Annotated in this window: 15 protein-coding genes; 4 read left to right on the top strand and 11 right to left on the bottom strand. The window is 67.1% G+C overall.

Annotated elements, in window-relative coordinates; all coding sequences use genetic code 11:
- Positions 1 to 2: 2 nt before the first annotated feature.
- The 11 genes from A0J57_RS13310 to A0J57_RS13260 form a co-directional block, all read right to left on the bottom strand.
- The gene (locus tag A0J57_RS13310; protein ID WP_061936244.1) at positions 3 to 1523 is read right to left on the bottom strand and encodes an EpsI domain-containing exosortase; all 1521 of its coding nucleotides are present in this window, start codon (positions 1521 to 1523) and stop codon (positions 3 to 5) included.
- The gene (locus A0J57_RS13305; RefSeq protein ID WP_061936241.1) at positions 1523 to 2752 is read right to left on the bottom strand and encodes a TIGR03087 family PEP-CTERM/XrtA system glycosyltransferase; all 1230 of its coding nucleotides are present in this window, start codon (positions 2750 to 2752) and stop codon (positions 1523 to 1525) included. The genes A0J57_RS13310 and A0J57_RS13305 overlap by 1 nt, the downstream gene beginning before the upstream one ends.
- Complete coding sequence (locus tag A0J57_RS13300) at positions 2749 to 3810, bottom strand: FemAB family XrtA/PEP-CTERM system-associated protein (protein ID WP_061936239.1); 1062 nt, start codon at positions 3808 to 3810, stop codon at positions 2749 to 2751. The genes A0J57_RS13305 and A0J57_RS13300 overlap by 4 nt, the downstream gene beginning before the upstream one ends.
- Positions 3807 to 4652, bottom strand: a complete 846-nt coding sequence (locus A0J57_RS13295; RefSeq protein WP_025549651.1) for an XrtA system polysaccharide deacetylase — start codon at positions 4650 to 4652, stop codon at positions 3807 to 3809. Before A0J57_RS13295 ends, A0J57_RS13300 begins: the two co-directional genes overlap by 4 nt.
- A 7-nt stretch (positions 4653 to 4659) precedes the next feature.
- Positions 4660 to 5895 carry an XrtA/PEP-CTERM system-associated ATPase gene (locus tag A0J57_RS13290; protein WP_061936236.1) on the bottom strand — a complete coding sequence of 412 codons (1236 nt, stop codon included), beginning with the start codon at positions 5893 to 5895 and terminating at the stop codon, positions 4660 to 4662.
- Between the two features lie 30 nt (positions 5896 to 5925).
- Positions 5926 to 7512 (bottom strand): hypothetical protein, encoded by a 1587-nt coding sequence (locus A0J57_RS13285; protein ID WP_061936233.1) that lies wholly within the window; start codon positions 7510 to 7512, stop codon positions 5926 to 5928.
- Complete coding sequence (locus A0J57_RS13280; protein ID WP_061936230.1) at positions 7512 to 8459, bottom strand: P-loop NTPase; 948 nt, start codon at positions 8457 to 8459, stop codon at positions 7512 to 7514. The genes A0J57_RS13285 and A0J57_RS13280 overlap by 1 nt, the downstream gene beginning before the upstream one ends.
- Positions 8460 to 8472: 13 nt before the next feature.
- Positions 8473 to 9984, bottom strand: a complete 1512-nt coding sequence (locus tag A0J57_RS13275) for an XrtA system polysaccharide chain length determinant (RefSeq protein WP_025549647.1) — start codon at positions 9982 to 9984, stop codon at positions 8473 to 8475.
- A 1-nt stretch (position 9985) separates the two neighbouring features.
- Positions 9986 to 10630, bottom strand: coding sequence for an XrtA/PEP-CTERM system exopolysaccharide export protein (locus tag A0J57_RS13270; protein WP_044661858.1), 645 nt, complete (start codon positions 10628 to 10630; stop codon positions 9986 to 9988).
- 146 nt (positions 10631 to 10776) lie between these two features.
- Complete coding sequence (locus tag A0J57_RS13265) at positions 10777 to 12009, bottom strand: pyridoxal-dependent decarboxylase, exosortase A system-associated (RefSeq protein WP_061936227.1); 1233 nt, start codon at positions 12007 to 12009, stop codon at positions 10777 to 10779.
- On the bottom strand, positions 12006 to 13556 hold the full coding sequence (locus A0J57_RS13260) for an acyl-CoA ligase (AMP-forming), exosortase A system-associated (protein WP_235600871.1): 1551 nt from the start codon (positions 13554 to 13556) through the stop codon (positions 12006 to 12008). Before A0J57_RS13260 ends, A0J57_RS13265 begins: the two co-directional genes overlap by 4 nt.
- Before the next feature lie 49 nt (positions 13557 to 13605).
- Here A0J57_RS13260 and A0J57_RS13255 point away from each other — a divergent pair, with 49 nt between their 5' ends.
- The 4 genes from A0J57_RS13255 (at position 13606) to A0J57_RS13240 (ending at position 17167) form a co-directional block, all read left to right on the top strand.
- Positions 13606 to 14613, top strand: coding sequence for a GNAT family N-acetyltransferase (locus A0J57_RS13255; RefSeq protein WP_061936224.1), 1008 nt, complete (start codon positions 13606 to 13608; stop codon positions 14611 to 14613).
- A gap of 28 nt (positions 14614 to 14641) precedes the next feature.
- The gene (locus A0J57_RS13250) at positions 14642 to 14932 is read left to right on the top strand and encodes an acyl carrier protein (protein WP_025549642.1); all 291 of its coding nucleotides are present in this window, start codon (positions 14642 to 14644) and stop codon (positions 14930 to 14932) included.
- A 275-nt stretch (positions 14933 to 15207) separates the two neighbouring features.
- Positions 15208 to 16110 carry a prolipoprotein diacylglyceryl transferase gene (gene lgt / locus A0J57_RS13245; RefSeq protein WP_173664357.1) on the top strand — a complete coding sequence of 301 codons (903 nt, stop codon included), beginning with the start codon at positions 15208 to 15210 and terminating at the stop codon, positions 16108 to 16110.
- Positions 16100 to 17167, top strand: a complete 1068-nt coding sequence (locus A0J57_RS13240) for a class I SAM-dependent methyltransferase (RefSeq protein WP_061936221.1) — start codon at positions 16100 to 16102, stop codon at positions 17165 to 17167. Before lgt ends, A0J57_RS13240 begins: the two co-directional genes overlap by 11 nt.
- The last annotated feature ends 196 nt before the right edge of the window (positions 17168 to 17363 follow it).

The following is a 17363-nucleotide window of genomic DNA, read 5'->3' as shown; positions in this document are numbered from 1 at the left end:
TCTTAGCGGGTTCGTAGGCTGCGGTCAGCCAAATCCTTCACATCGCCCAGATCATGGAGGAAGGCGGCGATGGCGGCGTCCGAAGGGCGGCCTGCCCGTTCCTCTGCCGAAACCATGATGGCGGCGGCGCGCTGGTCAGTGCCCAACAGGCGCGCCTTCATCGTCTCCAGCTTGACGAGATGGGCGCTGCCGGTGGGCTGGCCCTTGCCGACGGCATAGAAGCTGACGACATGGCGCACCAGCCGGCCGGGGCCGGTGATCTGCTCGCCGCGCGCATTTTCGGGCGCGGCGGCGGGCTGCGACCAGGTCCATCCGCTGTCGGTGCCCGCCGCGCCCTGACCGAAGCCGACCAGTTCGCGCCCCTCATCCTGCCGGTCGAAGGTCGCAATGGCGAGATCGACCACCTGTCCCTCCGCATTGCGGTATCTCGCCATGGCCAGATAATCGGCGCCGTCGAAGCGCGGCCGCCAGAGCGGGAGCGGCGGTTCGTCGCTTCGGACCCAGCCCTTCACCTGCGGCATGGCGGGTGCGCCGGGCAGAGGCTGGCCCACCGCCGCGCTCGCCGCCAGCCACAGGGGCGCGGCCACGATCATCGCCAGCGCGCCGCCCGCGACGGCGCCCGGCGAAGCATGGCCTTCATGGCGCAGATGTTCGGGATCGAACCAGGGATCGCCGGGCTGCCGGTCGAAAAAGGGCCAGGCCATCGCCATCACCACGATCATGATGACGGCGAAGAACAGCCAGCCATAGACCACATGATCGAAGCCCGCCGCCGCATCGATGGTGGTCACTTCCGCGACGAAGATGGTGGCGAAGGCGCGCACGCCGTTCGCCAATATCGATAGCGAAAGCGCGCCGATCATGAAGGCCACCCGCCGCTTCCAGCTGGTGAAGCAGACATTGCAGACGAGCAGGCCATAGGCCGTCATGGCGATCACGAACTTCGCGCCGGAACAGGCCTCCGCCACCTCGAAATAGCCATTGGGCGTGGTGATGAAGATGCCCTGCATCTGCGCGGGAATGCCGGTCAGGCCGAGCAGGATCATGCTGATATGCGCCGTCACCAGTTGCAGGGGCGCGACGATCTCCTCCCCGAAGGGCACCATGAAGAAGGCGTAGAACAGCGGAAAGAGCAGCGCCCGCGCCACGGCCGGTCCCAGCAGCGCGATGACCGAACCCTGCAACATCAGGATCAGCGCGCCATGCCGCAGCACGGCCACGCCCGCCGCCGCGCCCAGCATCCAGGCGAAAGCGCCCAGCCCCAGCCAGACAAGCCCGGGCGCCCAGGCGGATGGCTCCAGCCGGCGCAGGCCGGGCAAACGCTGCTGCACCAGCCATGCGACAAGAAACGGCACGAACAGACAATGGCCATAGGTCGAGGCGTTCCACCAGATCGCCATCATGCCCAGCAGGTCGCGGTGGAACAGCGCCAGGATCGTGCCGGCGATGATGGCGAACGCCGTCAGATGACCGCGCCAGCCGGACAGCTTCACCTCCGGCCGCATGGGAAGCGCGCCTTCCATCACGCGGCCCTCATGTCGGCGGCGGCCGGCGATCCGAACAGCATGTCCGGCAGCTTCGCCAGCGTCGCGGACCAGCGGTAGCGCTCCTCCATCCGGGATCGCGCCGCATGGCCAAGGCACGCGGCGCGGGTTGGATCGGCGAGCAGCGCAAGAAGCGTCTCCGCCTCCTGCCCCGGGTCGGCGGCGATCAGCAGGTGCTCGCCATCGCGGGCGTCGATCCCTTCGGCGGCTTGGGGGGAGGCGACGACGGGCCGCGCCATGGCCATCGCCTCCAGCAGCTTGTTCTGGATACCCCGCGCGATCCGCAGCGGCGCCACCACCACGTCCGCCGCCGCCAGCCAGCCGCGGACATCGGGCACGGCTCCGGTCACGATCACGCCCGGCAAAGCCGCCAGCGCCTGCACCGATTTCGTGGGATTGCGGCCGACAATGGCGAAAAGCGCCTGCGGACAGCGGGCACGGATCGCGGGCAGGGTTTCGCGGGCAAAGCTCTCAACCGCCTCGACATTGGGCCGATAGTCCATCTGGCCGGTGAAGACGAGCAGCCGCCCGTCCGGCCGATCCACGGCGGGGAAATCCGCCGAGGGATCGAAAAAGTCCAGCGCGACGCCATTGTCGATGCCAACGATTCTATCGGGGCCCAGCCCGCTTTCGCGCCGGAACAGCGCCGCCTCCGCCTCGCTCACAAAGGCGCAGAGGTCGGCCCGTTCAGCCACCTTCCGCTCGAAGTCCAGCAGCATGCGCCCTTCGCGCCGGTTGATCCAGGCCATGGGGCCGGAGCCCTGCGCGCCATAAGCGGCATATTTGGCCGAATCGAAATCCACGAAATCCATGACGAAGCGCACCCCGTCCGGCAGCATGGGCACGAAATGCGCCATCTGCGCCGAATAGGTGACGACCGCCGCGATGGGCCGTTCCGCCAGCGTCTTCGCGACCCAGCGATGCAGATCGGGATGATCGAACAGCGACACCAGCAGGGGCTGCCCCTTCGCCAGCCCTTTGAGGCCCGCCATGATGCGCGAGCGGTCGCGCATCAGCACGCACTGGCTGGCGGTCAGCTTCGCCATGTCGGGGGCAAAGCCCATGTCCCGCGCATCGTCGGCAAAGCAGCCGACATGGACGGGCGCGACCTCCGCCATCCGCTCCAGCAGATGATAGGACCGGATCTTGTCGCCCCGATCCGGCGGAAAGGGGATGCGATGGCAGAGGAAGAGGATGTCCCCCCTCACCCCAGCCCCCGCGCGATGAGCGGTCCGATGAGGTTCGCAACCGGCAGGGGCAGCTTCTTCCAGAGGTCGATCCGCCGTTGATAGTGCGGGCTGTTGGGATCGATGTCCCGCCGCTCGCCCGTGGCCGACCAGCTATGATAGGAAAGGGGCACGGGGTCGAAGCCGAAGCTCTTCTTCCACGCCGCCTGTCCGCTGCCTGTCTTGGAACGGCCGAAGTCGAAGACGCGCATGCCCCGCGCCCGGCCATGACCCATCAGCCGGAAATACATGAGTTCGTTCGACCGCAGCGGCCGCGCATCCGCAATGCCGCCGCCCCAGAAGGGCATGACCCGCCCCTGATGATAGAGGGTCAGCACCGCCGAAACCGGCCGTTCCCCCTCATAGACCGCCAATATGTCCGCTTCCTCGGCAAAGGCCGCCAGCACTTCGCGGAACAGCCGTGCCGGGAAGACCGGCGTGCCGAGATTGCGCACGCTTTCCGAATAGACGCGGTAATGCGCCTGTCGATGCCGCGCCTCCCGCCCGATCTCGACGCGCAGCGCGTCATTGGCCAGCGCCTTGCGCAACTCCGCCCGGTGCTTGCGCGGCACGGCGAGCAGTTCCGCCTCATCATCCGCCGCGATAGGGCGCGCAAAGCCCAGATGGCTGCCCTCATGCAGCGCCCAGCCCTTGCCCGGCGCCGGACCGCCACGGATTTCGACCGAGGCGATGCCGCCGTCCCGCGCCATGCCCTCGCAGGCTGCGGCCAGAGCAGGCACCGCCGCCGGATCGCTGGCGAGAATCCCGCCGTCGACGGCAAAGCCCGACGACACCAGAGCCTGCCCGAACAGGGCGCTTTTCACATGATGCAGCGGCAGCAGCCCGGCCATCTCCCCCGAAGGCGCCACGGCGGCCAGCATGTGCGCCCGATTGCCGGTCCCTCGCTCCACGCCCGTCAACCAGGCCGGCCGGTGGAAGGGCGTCCCCGCCGGATGCGCCATCACGAATTTATCCGCCGCGCTCCGCTGCGCCGGATCGTCGAGGTCCAGCGCGGTGACGAGCATTTCCCCCGCCATCATGCCGCCCGCTCCGCTTCCTGCGCCGCCAGCGCGTCCACGCGGGTCCATGAAAAGTCCCGCGTCAGACGACGCAGCTTGGCCGCCATGACCGACAGATTGCTGTAATGCCGCACCCGTGAGCGCAACGGCGCCCCCTCGACGCGCGGCTGGCCGGGGTCGATCTCCCACGGATGGAAATAGATGATCGCCGGCCGCCCATCCCGCTGGTTCACCTGCCGGATCGCCCAGCGCGAAAAACCATAGGGCAGCAGCCGGAAGAAGCCGCCGCCGCCTGCCGCCAGCGTTCGCCCCGCAAACCTTGCGGTGGTCACGGGCAGTTCGACCAGCGGCGATCCCTTGACCGGCCGCCAGGCGAAGCGCGGCGTTTCAGGCCATCCGTAATGATCGTGCCGGATCGGCGCGACGCTGCTGGAATAGGCATAGCCTTCCTCCGCCAGCACTTCATGCGCCCAGGGGTTGCGCCGGTCGATGGAAAAGCTGGGCGCGCGATAGCCCGTCACCGCCTGGCCGGTCGCATCCTCCAGGATCGCCCGCGACCGGCGCAGGTCGGCGCGGAACTGCGCCCCGTCGAAGGTGAAGACCCGCTTATGGTCATAGCCATGGCTGGCGACCTCATGCCCCGCCGCGCTGATGCGCCGCATCAGCGCCGGATAGCGCTCCGCCACCCAGCCAAGCGTGAAGAAGGTCGCGCTGACCCCCGCCTCCTCGAACAGCGCCAGCACCGCATCGGTGTTGCGCTCGACGCGATGGGTCAGGCCCGCCCAATCCTCGCGCCGGATCGTGCGCTCGAAAGCGCCGACCTGGAACCAGTCCTCGACATCGACGGATAGGGCGTTCAGCATGGGTCCGTCAGGCGGCGGCGCTTTGCTGCGTTTCGCCCAGCCTTTCCTCGCGCTCGACCCATTCGACCAGCAGCGTCAGCACCCGGCGCAGTGCCGTGTCCTGCTCCGTCACGCGGAACTCCAGCGTGGAAAGCCGTTCCTCGACAAGGGCGAAGCAGTCCTTCAGCGCTTCGGGATCGACGCTCGGCGCGCTGCGGGCAAAGTCGTTCTCGGCCCGAAGCGTGTCGATCTCCGCCCGCAGGGAAGCGATCTCGTCGAGCAGGTCCGTGGCCGGCCCGGGGCTGGCGGCCCGCAGCGCCTCCACCTCGGCGCGCAAGGACGCAACCTCGTCGGAAACCCCGGGGTCGGCCGCGAACGGCACGGCAGCAGGCATGTCCGCCAGTTCCCCGGCATCGTCCAGCACGCTGCGCGCCATCGGTTCCGGCGTTACGTCCGCGTCCGCGCCCATGTCGTTCACCACCGCATAGACCACTTCGGCATCGATCACCGAAAGCTGGTCGAGCGCACCCAGCAGCAGCACGCGGCTGACCAGCACGTTGATCCGGCGCGGCACGCCGCCGGTCGCGGCATAGATGGCGGCGAAAGCCTCCGGCGTGAATTGCGGATCGCCCTGCCATCCGGCCAGCGACAGGCGGTGCAGTATATAGGGTTCGACCTCCCGCCGCATCATCGGTTCCAGATGATGGGTGGCGATCACCCGCTGGCGAAGCTGCTCCAGTTCCGGCGATTTCAGCAGGTCGCGAAATTCCGGCTGGCCCAGCAGGAATATCTGCAGCAGCGACTGCCCGCCCAACTGGAAGTTGGACAGCATCCGCAATTCCTCGATCGCGGAAATGGGCAGGTTCTGCGCCTCGTCCACGATCAGCAGCGACCGCTTGCCCGCCCGCGCCTGCGCATGGAGCCAGCCCTCGATCTGCTTCAGTATCTGCGCCTTGGGCATGCCGTCGACGCCCAGGCCGAAGCTCTGCGCGGCAAGGCGCAGCATGTCGTCGCCCTCCACCTGGGTCGAGACGATCTTCACGGCCGTCAGGCGCGACGGGTCGATGGTGTTCATGAGGTGGCCGACCAGCGTCGTCTTGCCCGCGCCGATGTCGCCGGTGATGACGATGAAGCCTTCTCCCTGCGCAAGGCCATAGCCCAGATAGGACAGCGCCTTGCGATGGGTCGCGCTCTCGAAATAGAAATGCGGGTCCGGCGTCAGCTGGAACGGGCGTCCCTGCAATCCGTAGAACTGGTCGTACATGACTATCTCTCCACCCGACGGGGCATTGGCTTAAAATGTGTAGCGAAGGCCAAGCTGGCCCATGGCGTTGATGACGGCGTCCAGATTGTCCGCCTTGGCACTGTCGACGCCGACCGAGGCGGACGCCTGCAGATTGCGCGTGACGAGCCGGTAATAGCTGGCGAAGGCGCCCAGGTTCAGCACGTCCAGCCGGTTGCCGCTGGCGTCGAAATAATTGGCATAGACGGCCGTATCGATGCTCGACTGGCTGTCGACGCGATAGGTGAGCGAGGCGTTGCCGTACCAGTTCTGGTCCCGCGTGCCGCGCACCAGCACCGTCTCACCCGAAGGCGTCACGAACTTGCGCTGCGAATAGCCAAGGCCGACACCCATGCCCCAGGGCCCGCGCTCCGCCGCGAACTGGGCCGCCACGCCGCGATAGCGGAAATTCGCGCCCGTGACCCCGGCCAGCGCATCGTTGAAGCACTGCCCGCCCCCGCTGGTGGAAAAGGCGCAGCCGGTGAAATCGCCGGTGAAGGGATTGCGCACGATATTGAGGTCGCTGCCCGAAAGCGCCGCCACATCGGAAGTGATGACGCGCCCGAAGCTGTCGATGCCGTCGAACACGACCAGGGCGAACGACTTGTCCCGGCCCTGCCAGATGAAGCTGCCCGAATAGGTCATGCCGCCATAGCGTTCGCCCACCCGCGCGGTCAGCGAGGTGCGGTGGCTCGGCCGCCAGAGCACGCCGACATCCCAGATGATGTCGTCGAAATCATAGATGAGCTGGCGAGGCGAGCTGTCGTCGGTGACATAGCGGCCGCTGGAGGAGATTACCGGCACGCCATTGCCGTCGAGCAAGGGCGAACGCTGACTGATCTCGATCTTCTCATAACCGATGCCGCCGATCAGGGCGAGCGTGGGGGATACCGGCAGGGTGGCGTCGAGCCGCGCCCATTTGTCCTCGAACCGCTGGTCGAGCTGGCTTGCATCCTCCCGGCTGTAGCCTGCGCTGGCGACGAGGCCCAGCGGCATCCACACCCCCGGCCCGACGCCGACGGAACCCATCAGGTCATGGGTGGTCGATTCCGCGAAGCCATTGCCCAGAGGCGCACCGGGGAAATCGACATTCACGTCATCCTCGACCCGCGCATAGCCGAGCCGGTAGGAGGCGCTGATGTCCAGATCGCCCAGCCGCGTGACATAGGACGGGCCGACATAGCCTGCATAGACCTGGCTGCTATAGCCGTCATTGCGCACCGACGCGCCCGAGAACCCGTCCGTGCGGACCCGCGTCGCCAGGCCGCCTGCATTCAGCGACAGCCCGCGCGCGAGGCCATATTGGCCGCTGACGATCCCGCTGATGATGTCCTGATCGCTGAGGCCATCGCCCCAGCCGAAGCTATGTGCATATTGCAGGTCCGCAGCGGCTTCCAGCCGCCGCGTCTGCACGCTGGCGGTCACGCCCGCGGTGACGTTGGTATAGGTCAGAACGTCGCCGCCGCCCTGGACCGGCGCGACCACGACCTGGTCGATGCCGAGATAGGGCGTGACGTCGACCTTGCGCTGTTCGTCCCGCGCAAGGGCGGGCGAGGCCAGGGCGATCCCCGCGAGAAGAAGGGCTAGGCGAGAGATCATCAGCCCGCATGCTCCCCATCATGGCCATGCGCATAATAGCTGCCGAAACGCCGTCCGCCGCTGGCGAAGTTCACACCGTTCAGGAGCAGCTTCACCTTGGACGCGCCCTTGAGCAGTCCGGCCGCATCGCGCAGCGCGCCTTCCGTCGTCCTGTCCGCCCGCACCACCAGCAGCGCGACGGCGGCGTGGCCGGCCAGCACAGCCGCAGGAGAAGCGGCCAGCAGGGGCGGCGAATCGAACAGGACGATGCGGTCGAGCCGTCCCTCGGTCAGGCGGCCCAGCAGCATTTCTGTCCGCGCGGAGGCCAGATATTCGGTGTCGTTGTTGCTCCGCTGTCCGGCCGGGAGCACGGAGAGAGAGGGAATGTCGGTGCGCAGCACGCAATCCTCGATGGCAATCGCCGGATCGGCCAGCGCGTCCATCAGGCCCGGCCCTGCGGTCAGCCCCAGCGCCTGCGGGATGCCGGGCTTGCCGAAATCGGCGTCGACCAGCAGGATTTCGCGATCCTTCTCCGCCGCCAGGCTGAGCGCCAGGTTGATCGCGCAGAAGCTCTTGCCCTCCCCGCTATGGGCGGAGCAGACCAGCACCCGGTTACCCCGTGCATTGCCCGCCAGTTCGGCCAGCAGGTCGCGCTTGAGCAGCCGGAACTCCTCGCTCATCGCGGTGACGGGACCGTCGGGCAGCAGATAGCCCGCCTCGACCAGCGCGATGCGGTCGATCGGCTGTACCGGCCCGGTCCAGTCCGGCGCGCGATAGCCGGGGGCCGGCGTTTCGGGGACCGGCGTTTCGACGGCGGCGGGCGCGGGTTGCGCGGCCTCCACCACGGGTTCGCCCGCCGGAACTTCGACCGCGGGCGCCGCGCGCCCGCGCAGGGCCGCGCTGAAATCGTAGATTTCGGTCGCCCGCTCGATCAGCGATCCGCCGGAAAGGGACTTGTGCCTGTTCATATCCGGTCCCTCCTCAAGCCAGCCCGCGCTGGACGAATTCGATGACGATCAGCAGCAGGCACAGCGCCGCAAGGCCGCCGCTGGCGCCTGCAAACCACTTCATCCGCTGCCTCTCCATCGCCTGCTGCGCCGCGCTGACGGTCTGGCTGATCGATCCGATCACGGAGACGCCCAGCGCCTTTTCCAGCCGCGCCGCATTGGGAAAGCCGCCCTTGAGCTGCGCCACGGCAAAGGCCGTGCCGATGCCCGCGCCCAGCCCCAGGATCAGCACGCCCAGCAGCAGCAGCGGCCGGTTCGGCGCGGCCGGAGCGGTCGGCAGGCTGGGCGGATTGATGACGCGGAACTGGACCGATCCGGTTTCCGACTTCACATCGCCGCGCAGACGGATTTCCTCGCGGTCCGCCAGCATCTTGTCATATTGGGTCTTGAGCACCTGATAGTCGCGGTCGAGCCGTTCCTGCTCGGCGGCGAGGCCGGGTTCATCCGTCTGGCGCGAAGCCATGGCGTTCAGGTCCGCCTGCAACTGCGCCTTGCGGGCGGAAAGCCCCTGCACCGTGGCGGCGCGTTCCGCCTGCATCGACCTGATCGAAAGATAGGCGGGATTGGGCGTGCTGCCCGCGCTGCCGCCGCCCTGCCCGCGCAGCAGGTCCACCTGCCGCTGCGCCGCGATCACGTCGGGATGGCTGCTGGTGAAGCCCCGCGCCCGCATCGACGCAAGGTCCGCCTGCGCCTGGGCCAGCGCCGAAGGCCCGCCCGAAGCGCCGACGCCCGGCAAGGTCTGCGGCGTGCCCGCCAACTGGCCGTTCATCGCCGCCAGCGCGCTTTGCGCCTGCACGAGTTGCGAATCGATGCTGTTGATCTCCGACCGGGCGGCGTCCATGCGCTGGCCGATCGATCCGGCGCCCGGCAGCATGCCCGCATAGCGCTGCTCGAACTCGACGCGGCGCTGTTCGGCGGCGGCAAGCTGCTTGCCCCGCGCCGCCAGTTGCTGGTCGAGGAAGGCAAGGCTCTGCCGCGTCTCCACCTTGTCGGAGGACAGGTTGGTTTCCTGGAAGATGTCGACCAGCTTCTGCACGATCTGTTGCGAAATGCGCGCATTGGCGCCGTCCGACAGGCCGGAATCGGCCCATGTGGCGCTGATGTCGATCATGCTGGGGTCAAGCTGCGCCATCACGGTGATGGTCTCGCGCAATCCGGTGATCTTCGCCGCCAGGTCGCGCGGCCCGTCGACCGTCCGGTTGAGATCGGTCTCCTTCACCACCCGTTCCAGATTGGCCGTGCTGGCCAGGGTCTGGCGCACCCTGTCGAGGTCCTGTTGCGCCTGGACCTGGGTGATGCCCACCTTGTCCTCCAGCAGCGACTGGGTGTTCACATAGACCCGCGCCTTGGATTCATAGCTGTTGGGGATGAGCGCCACGCCCAGCCAACCGGCCAGGCAGACGCCCCAGGCCACGCCCAGCGCCAGCCAGCGGCGGAGCCAGAGGCCATGCAGGATGACCAGCAGTTCGTCGACGAGAGCCGCCATGTCAGAACATGCTTTCGGGAATGATGATGACGTCGCCGGGCGCCAGCATGACGTTCGCCTTGCTGTCGCCGCGCTTCAGCAGGTCGCCGAGGCGGACCTGATATTCCTGCTGCTTGCCGGTTTCCTTGTTGAAGCGGACCAGCTTCGCCCTGTTGCCCGCCGCATATTCGGAAAGGCCGCCGACCGAGATCATCGCGTCGAGCAGCGTCATATTGGCGCGATAGGGGATGGAGGCGGGCTTTTCGGTCGCGCCGACGATCCGCACCTGCTGGCTGAAGGTGCCGGAGAAATTGTTGACGATCACCGACACCAGCGGATTTTCGATATATTTGCCCAGCGCCACCTTCAGGTCGTCGGCCAGTTGCCGGGGCGTCTTGCCGACTGCCGGCATGTCGGAAATGAGCGGCGTGGTGATGCGCCCGTCGGGCCGCACCTGCACCTTCGCGCCGAGATCGGGATTGCGCCAGACGAAGATGGTGAGATCGTCGAGCGGCCCGATCACATATTCCTCGCCCGGCCCCTCCTGCGTCGAAACGAAGGACGCCGGCGGCAGATTGGGCGCGCCCCCGCCCGAAGCGCAGCCCGAAAGAGCCAGAGCCGGCAGGGACATGCCGATCAACGCACGGGAAAGTGACAGGAAACGCATAGATTCACCCCTTTTCGCGGCCGCGCCGACAGCCGCCAAAGGGAGGCGCCGGCAACCGTCAAGCACTCAGCTTCGACGGCCTTCTTGCCCCGAAAGGGTAAAAATAGCGTTAGGAGTTAAGTTATTGGCAAATCAGTTGATTAAAATCAGCCGATCAGCAGTTCCCGAGGCGCCGGATGACCGAGAAAAGCCGCCGGGCTGGCCGAGGCGCCATAGGCCCCCGCCAGGAAGATCGCGATCAGGTCGCCCTCCTCCACCGGCGGCAACGCGACCTTGTCCCCCAGCCTGTCGATGGGGGTGCAGAGGCAGCCCACGACCGTTACGGCCTCCGCCGCGGGCGCTTCCCCGAAGCGATTGGCGACGGCGATGGGATAGTTGCGGCGCACCACCGTGCCGAAATTGCCGCTCGCCGCGAGCTGGTGATGCAGCCCGCCATCGACGACGACGAAGGTTTCGCCCTGGCTCTTCTTCACATCGACGATGCGGGTGAGGTAAACGCCCGCCTCCCCCACCAGCCAGCGGCCCAGTTCCATGGCGAAGGCGCTGTCCTGCAATATGTCCGCCCGCCCGTCGAGCAGCCGGCCCAGCGCGTCCCCGATGGGCCGGATGTCCAGCCGTTCGTCGCCCGGAAAATAGGGAATGCCGAAGCCGCCGCCCAGATTGACCAGCGGGGGCACCGCGCCGATGCTGTCGGACAGGCGGGTGGCGAGATCGATGGTTGCCGCCTGCGTCTCGATCAGCGCCTGCGCCCCCAGCGCCTGGCTCCCGGCGAAGATATGCCAGCCGCGCCATTGGGCCCCCGCATCGATCACCCAGCGCGCCAGCGCCGCCGCGCGCTCCGCGTCCACGCCGAAAGGCTTGGCGCCGCCGCCCATGCGCATGCCGGAACCCTTCAGGTCGAAATCCGGGTTCACCCGCACCGCCAACTTCGGCGTCCTGCCCCGCCGCTCCGCAAGGGCGATGGCCCGCCGCGCCTCCCCCTCCGACTCAAGGTTGATCGTCGCGCCGCTGTCTATGGCGACGATCAGTTCATCGTCGCGCTTTCCCGGCCCGGCGAAGCTGATATGGGCAGCGTCCATTCCCGCCTCCAGCGCCCGGGCCAGTTCCCCGCCCGACGCCACGTCGAAGCCGTCCACCAGCTTCGCCATGCGCTCCAGCAGGGGCGCATGGGGATTGGCCTTCACCGCATAATGGAGCGACAGCGTCGCGGGCATGGCGTCGCGAAAGGCCCGCGCCTGCCCCTCTACGATGCCCATGTCATAGACGAACAGCGGCGTGTCGCCGGCCTCCTCCACCAGGCTCGCCGCGCCGCAGCCGCCGATCAGCAACATGCCCTCCTCCCCGGTGAAGAAGGGCGGGATCGGTCCCATCGGCTTCATGCCGCGAATTCCTTCGCCAGCGCCACGCGGTCGATCTTGCCATTGGGATTGCGGGGAAATTCGGAAAGCATGACGATCTCGCGCGGTTGCATGAAATTGGGAAGCTCCTGCCGAAGCCGTGCCTCCACCTGCGCCTTTAGCTCCGGCGAAGCGCCGCGCAACAGCAACAGCACCGCCTGCCCCAGACGATCGTCCCGGACGCCCAGCGCAACCGCTTCGGCAACGCCCTCCACCGCGACGGCCGCTTCCTCGACCTCCGTGGGACTGATGCGGTTGCCGGCCGACTTGATCATGGCGTCATCGCGTCCGACAAAATAAAGCAGTCCCTGCGCATCCCGGCGCACGGTATCGCCCGACCATACCGCCATGCCGCCATAGCGGGAGGCGACGGGCGCCGGTTTGAACCGTTCCGCCGTGCGCGCCGGATCGCGCCAATAGCCCTGCGCCACCAGCGGCCCGCAATGCACCAGTTCACCCGGCTCATCGTCGCCCGCAATCGAACCGTCCGGGCGAACGACCAGTATCTCCGCATGGGGAATGGCCGATCCCATGCTGTCGGGGCGGCTTTCCACCAGCGCGGGCGGCAAATAGGTCGAGCGGAACGCCTCGGTCAGTCCATACATGGGGTAGAGGTCCGCGCGCGGAAACAGCGCCCGCAACTTCGCCACCAGGGGCCGCGTCAGCGCGCCGCCGCTATTGGTGAGCCGCCTGAGCTTCGCCGCCACATCGGCGGGCCAGTCCAGTTCGGTCAACTGCACCCAGAGCGGCGGCACCCCCGCGAGGGTGGTGATGTCCCAACGATCCACCGCCTTCACCACGTCGCGCGGCGTCAGATAATCGAGCGGACAGGCGCATCCGCCGGCGAACCAGGTGGAAAACAGCTGATTCTGCCCGTAATCGAAGCTGAAGGGGAGCACGCAAAGCGTCCGGTCGTCCGCCGTCAGCTTCAGATATTCCGCCACCGACACCGCGCCCAGCCAGAGATTGGCGTGGCTCAGCATCACGCCCTTGGGCCGCCCGGTCGATCCGCTGGTGTAGAGGATTGCGGCCAGTTCGTCGGGCGCGGCATGGGACGGGGCCAGCGCCTCCCCCCCGCTCATCGCGCAGGCCGCATCATCCTCCCGGTGCAGGTCGCATCGCCCCGGCACGTCGCTCGGCGTCAGGGTCGCCAGACGGCTGGCCGTCCCGATCAGCAGCGACGCGCCGCTGTCCGCCAATATGTGCGCGACCTGGGCATGTTTGAGCAGCGGATTGACCGGCACATGGACCAGCCCGGCGCGGGGCGCGGCGAGCGGCATCAGGGCCGCGACCGGGCCCTTTGCGACCCAGCTTGCGACTCGCGCGCCCTTGTCCAGCCCGAATCGGGCAAGCCATGCCGCCAGCCGCCCCAATGTCGCTTCCAGCTCCGCATAGCTTTGCGTGCCCGACCGCCCGTCCAGCGCGGGCCGTTCCGCGTCGCCGCGCAGCAGCAGATGGTCGATCGGCCGCACCTGCGCGCCGTCGATCATGGGGTCCGCCATGGGCGCGGGGGAATCGCTTAACTCCATCTCCAGACTTTTTTCCTAAAGTCGATGCTGTCGACGGGGAGATAATGGTTTGCTGGTCGCAAGGGAATATCGCAGCGTCGCCCAAGCGCGTCAGGTGCTGGGTTCAGCGCTCGACCGCGCCGGCACGCCGTCGCTGTTCGACCGCATCGACTGGTTCGAATCGCTCCATGCGCATTGCTTTTCCACGACGGACGTCCGCATCTTCCAGGCGTTGGAGGGGGAGTGTCAGGCATGGCTTTTCCTGCTTTCGTCCGGAGCGGGACGGCTGGGCGCGCTCGCCAACTGGTACAGTTTCGATTGGGGGCCGGTCTTCCTTGGCCCTTCGGACGAGACCGTCCGTCGTCGCCTGATCGAAGTCATCGCCCAGTCTCTGTTGACGGACAGCGCCCAGATCGACCTCTATCCGGTCACGGCCGCGTCGGACATGCTGCTCGACGCCTTTCGCCGTGCAGGCTGGTTCAGCGTCCGGCGGCCGATGGGGGGGCGGCATATGCTGCACCTGAATGGGCGGACTTTCGAGCAATATTGGGCGCAACGGCCCGGCCGCCTGCGTACGCTGATCGCGCGCAAGAACCGCGCGAGCCGCTTCACCCTCAGCATCGCGGACCGGCTGACCGAGGCGCTGTGGCGCGACTATGCCGCCGTGCAGGAACGAAGCTGGAAGAAGCCGGAGGCCGATCTCGGCTTTCTCCATGCGCTGGCCCAGCGGGAAAGCGCCGCCGGGACGCTCCGGCTGGGCTTTGCGCGGCTGGAGGAGCAGCCGGTGGCGACCCAGCTATGGACGGTGGAGAACGGCACCGCCCTCATTCACAAGCTGGCCCATGATCAGGCGTTCGACGGCGCCTCCCCCGGCAGCCTGCTCAGCCATGCGATGTTCGCGCACGCCATCGATCGCGATCATGTCGCGACGATCGATTATGGAACGGGCGACAATGGCTACAAGACCGACTGGATGGAGGAACGGGAAACGCTCTACCGGCTGGATTTCTTCAACCCCCGACGCGCTTCGGTCTGGCTGCCCGCCGCGCGTGCGGCCATTTCGGCGCTTGTAGGTTAGCGGCGGAACGACTAGGTAGGCGCCCATCATGCGGGCGGACAATGCACAACCGGTCGACCGGGCAATGGATATTGAAACGATGATGCGCGCCTTGCTGCGCGATGTGCTGGCCCTGTCGCAGGACCGGGTGGACGCCTTCGATGCGGATACGCCGCTGTTCGGCGCGCTGCCGGAACTGGACTCCATGGCCGTTGCGGGCCTGCTCACCGAGATGGAGGACCGCTTCGGCATCCTGATCGAGGACGAGGATATAGACGGCGATACGTTCGAGACGTTCGGCTCGCTCGTCGCCTTTGCGCGGGCGAAGATCGGGGGCTGAATTTCGGTTTGCGGTTTGTGGAAACAGGTTTCCCGGCGCTGGCGGATTTCGAAGGGGTGAGGACGGTCGGATGGCGGCGATGCCCGATCCGTCGTTGGGGAAGGCAGGATTGCAAGGTCGGTCCCGACGCATGCCAAGCCCCTGTCTGGTCGAGTGGCGCCCTTTCCGTCTCAAGGCCGCCGCAACTCGCCACCACCATGGCCGGGAGCGTCGTTCGGACTTCATGAACCGGCCCGGTCAACTTCCTCCCTTTCCTCCGTCCCCCACCTTGCTCTATGGCGGGGGCCGAATTTCCCAAGGGGAACGCCAACTTGATCCTTGACCTTGCCGCCGCCGCTTCGGGGGCCATCCGCTTCGACCAGCTCGGCCTCAGCCCTGTCGCGCTCGACCTCGGCTTCTTCACGCTGAAATGGTACAGCCTCGCCTATCTGGCGGGCATATTGATCGGCTACTGGTATCTGCTGAAGCTGATCGCCCAGCCCGGTTCGCCCATGGCGCGCCGGCATGCCGACGACATGATCTTCTATGCGACGCTGGGCATCATCATCGGCGGGCGGCTGGCCTATGTCTTCTTCTACCAGCCCGAAATCCTCCGCCATCCGCTGGACATCTTCAAGCTGTGGAACGGCGGCATGTCCTTCCATGGCGGGGCCATCGGCGTGTCGCTCGGCATCCTCTACATGGCGCGCAAGGAGAAGCTCAGTTGGCTGCGCATCCATGATTTCGTGGCCTGCTGCGTGCCCTTCGGCCTGTTCTTCGGCCGCCTCGCCAATTTCGTGAACGGGGAGCTGTGGGGCAAGGAAACCGATGTGCCCTGGGCGATTATCTTCCCGACCGGCGGCGCCTTCCCCCGCCATCCGAGCCAGCTTTACGAGGCTTTCCTGGAAGGCATCGTGCTGTTCCTGATCCTCGCTTTCGCCTTCTGGAAGACCCGCGCCCGCTACAAGCCCGGCATGCTGGTGGGCATCTTCCTGCTTGGCTATGGCATCTTCCGCTTCGGCGTCGAATATTTCCGCGAGGCCGACGCGCAGCTCATGGAATTCGCCGCGCGCACCGGCCTGCACATGGGCCAGTGGCTGTGCGTGCCGATGATCCTGGGCGGCCTGTACCTGATCTTCACCGCCAGGAGCCGCCGCGTGCGCGTGGAACCGGTCGCGGGCAGCGCGAGTGTCAGCTGAACCCAGCCTGTCGGAACGCCTGGCGCGCCAGATCGCGTCGGGCGGGCCGATCTCCATCGCCCATTATATGGCGGAGGCGAACCAGCATTATTACGGCACTCGCGACCCGCTGGGCGCCGCCGGCGACTTCACCACCGCGCCGGAGATCAGCCAGATGTTCGGGGAACTGGTCGGGCTGTGCCTGGCGGACGTCTGGATGCGGGCGGGCAGCCGGCCGGAGATCGGCTATGTCGAACTCGGCCCCGGCCGCGGCACGCTCGCTTCCGATGCCCTCCGGGCCATGGCCGGCCTGTCGCTCGTCCCACGGGTGCATTTCGTGGAGACCAGCCCAAGCCTGCGGGAGCGGCAAAGGACGATCATCCCCAACATCTTCCATCACGACACTGTCTCCACCCTGCCCGAACAGGGGCCGCTGCTGGCCGTCGCCAACGAATTTTTCGACGCGCTGCCCGTGCGCCAGATCGTGCGCAGCGGAAAGGAATGGCGCGAACGGGTGGTGATCTGCCCCGATCCGGGCCAACCTGATCGTTTCGCGCCCATGGCGGGCTATCGCCGCGTCGAGTCGGGCATCCCCGCCCTCGCCGCCGAAGCGCCGGAAGGCGCGATATTGGAAACGCCGCTGGCCGGGGCCGCGGTCGCGCTGGAACTCGCGCACAGGATCGCCCGGCAGGGCGGCGCCGCGATCATCGTCGACTATGGCTATGAGGGGCCGGCCTTGGGGGACACGTTGCAGGCGGTGCGAGCGCACCGCTTCGCCGACCCCTTTCTGGAGCCGGGCGAAAGCGACCTCACCACCCATGTCGACTTCACCATGATCGGCAATATGGCGCGGCAGGCGGGGCTTCGGGTGATGGGGCCGGTCGGTCAGGGCGCCTTCCTGCGCCGGCTGGGCATCGACGCCCGCGCCGATCAGCTCGCCCGCACGACGCCGGCCCGCGCCGAGGAGGTGGAGGCAGCCCGCCTGCGGCTGACCGCCGGGGATGCCATGGGGACGCTGTTCAAGGCGATGGCCTGGGTGCACCCGGATTGGGCGGAACCGGCGGGGTTTGAGGGCTAGAGCGTTTTCCAAGCCGATGGAATCATCTGCTGACTCGGAAAACGCGATAAAACAAAAACTGAGAGCAGTCGAGCCGATGCAATCGGATCGGAAGCTGTTCTAGGCAGTAGTGACGATTTAATCATTTGAGCCATAGCATGATGCTGGCGAGTTTGACGAAGCCGAGGAAGTTTGCGGCGAGTTTGTCATAGCGTGT

The organism is Sphingobium sp. 22B (genome assembly GCF_001580035.1).
Classification (GTDB): domain Bacteria; phylum Pseudomonadota; class Alphaproteobacteria; order Sphingomonadales; family Sphingomonadaceae; genus Sphingobium; species Sphingobium fuliginis.
The sequence above is the reverse complement of the archived record's forward strand: the minus strand, read 5'-3'. Positions and strand labels throughout refer to the sequence as shown.

Excerpts from the sequence above, each read along its gene's own strand:
- A0J57_RS13280 (WP_061936230.1), bottom strand. The coding sequence starts at position 8,459 with ATGAACAGGCACAAGTCCCTTTCCGGCGGATCGCTGATCGAGCGGGCG.
- A0J57_RS13300 (WP_061936239.1), bottom strand. The coding sequence starts at position 3,810 with ATGATGGCGGGGGAAATGCTCGTCACCGCGCTGGACCTCGACGATCCG.
- A0J57_RS13285 (WP_061936233.1), bottom strand. The coding sequence starts at position 7,512 with ATGATCTCTCGCCTAGCCCTTCTTCTCGCGGGGATCGCCCTGGCCTCG.
- lgt (WP_173664357.1), top strand. The coding sequence starts at position 15,208 with ATGGCGGGGGCCGAATTTCCCAAGGGGAACGCCAACTTGATCCTTGAC.
- A0J57_RS13290 (WP_061936236.1), bottom strand. The coding sequence starts at position 5,895 with ATGTACGACCAGTTCTACGGATTGCAGGGACGCCCGTTCCAGCTGACG.
- A0J57_RS13275 (WP_025549647.1), bottom strand. The coding sequence starts at position 9,984 with ATGGCGGCTCTCGTCGACGAACTGCTGGTCATCCTGCATGGCCTCTGG.
- A0J57_RS13260 (WP_235600871.1), bottom strand. The coding sequence starts at position 13,556 with ATGGAGTTAAGCGATTCCCCCGCGCCCATGGCGGACCCCATGATCGAC.
- A0J57_RS13270 (WP_044661858.1), bottom strand. The coding sequence starts at position 10,630 with ATGCGTTTCCTGTCACTTTCCCGTGCGTTGATCGGCATGTCCCTGCCG.
- A0J57_RS13250 (WP_025549642.1), top strand. The coding sequence starts at position 14,642 with ATGCGGGCGGACAATGCACAACCGGTCGACCGGGCAATGGATATTGAA.
- A0J57_RS13265 (WP_061936227.1), bottom strand. The coding sequence starts at position 12,009 with ATGAAGCCGATGGGACCGATCCCGCCCTTCTTCACCGGGGAGGAGGGC.
- A0J57_RS13310 (WP_061936244.1), bottom strand. The coding sequence starts at position 1,523 with ATGGAAGGCGCGCTTCCCATGCGGCCGGAGGTGAAGCTGTCCGGCTGG.
- A0J57_RS13295 (WP_025549651.1), bottom strand. The coding sequence starts at position 4,652 with ATGCTGAACGCCCTATCCGTCGATGTCGAGGACTGGTTCCAGGTCGGC.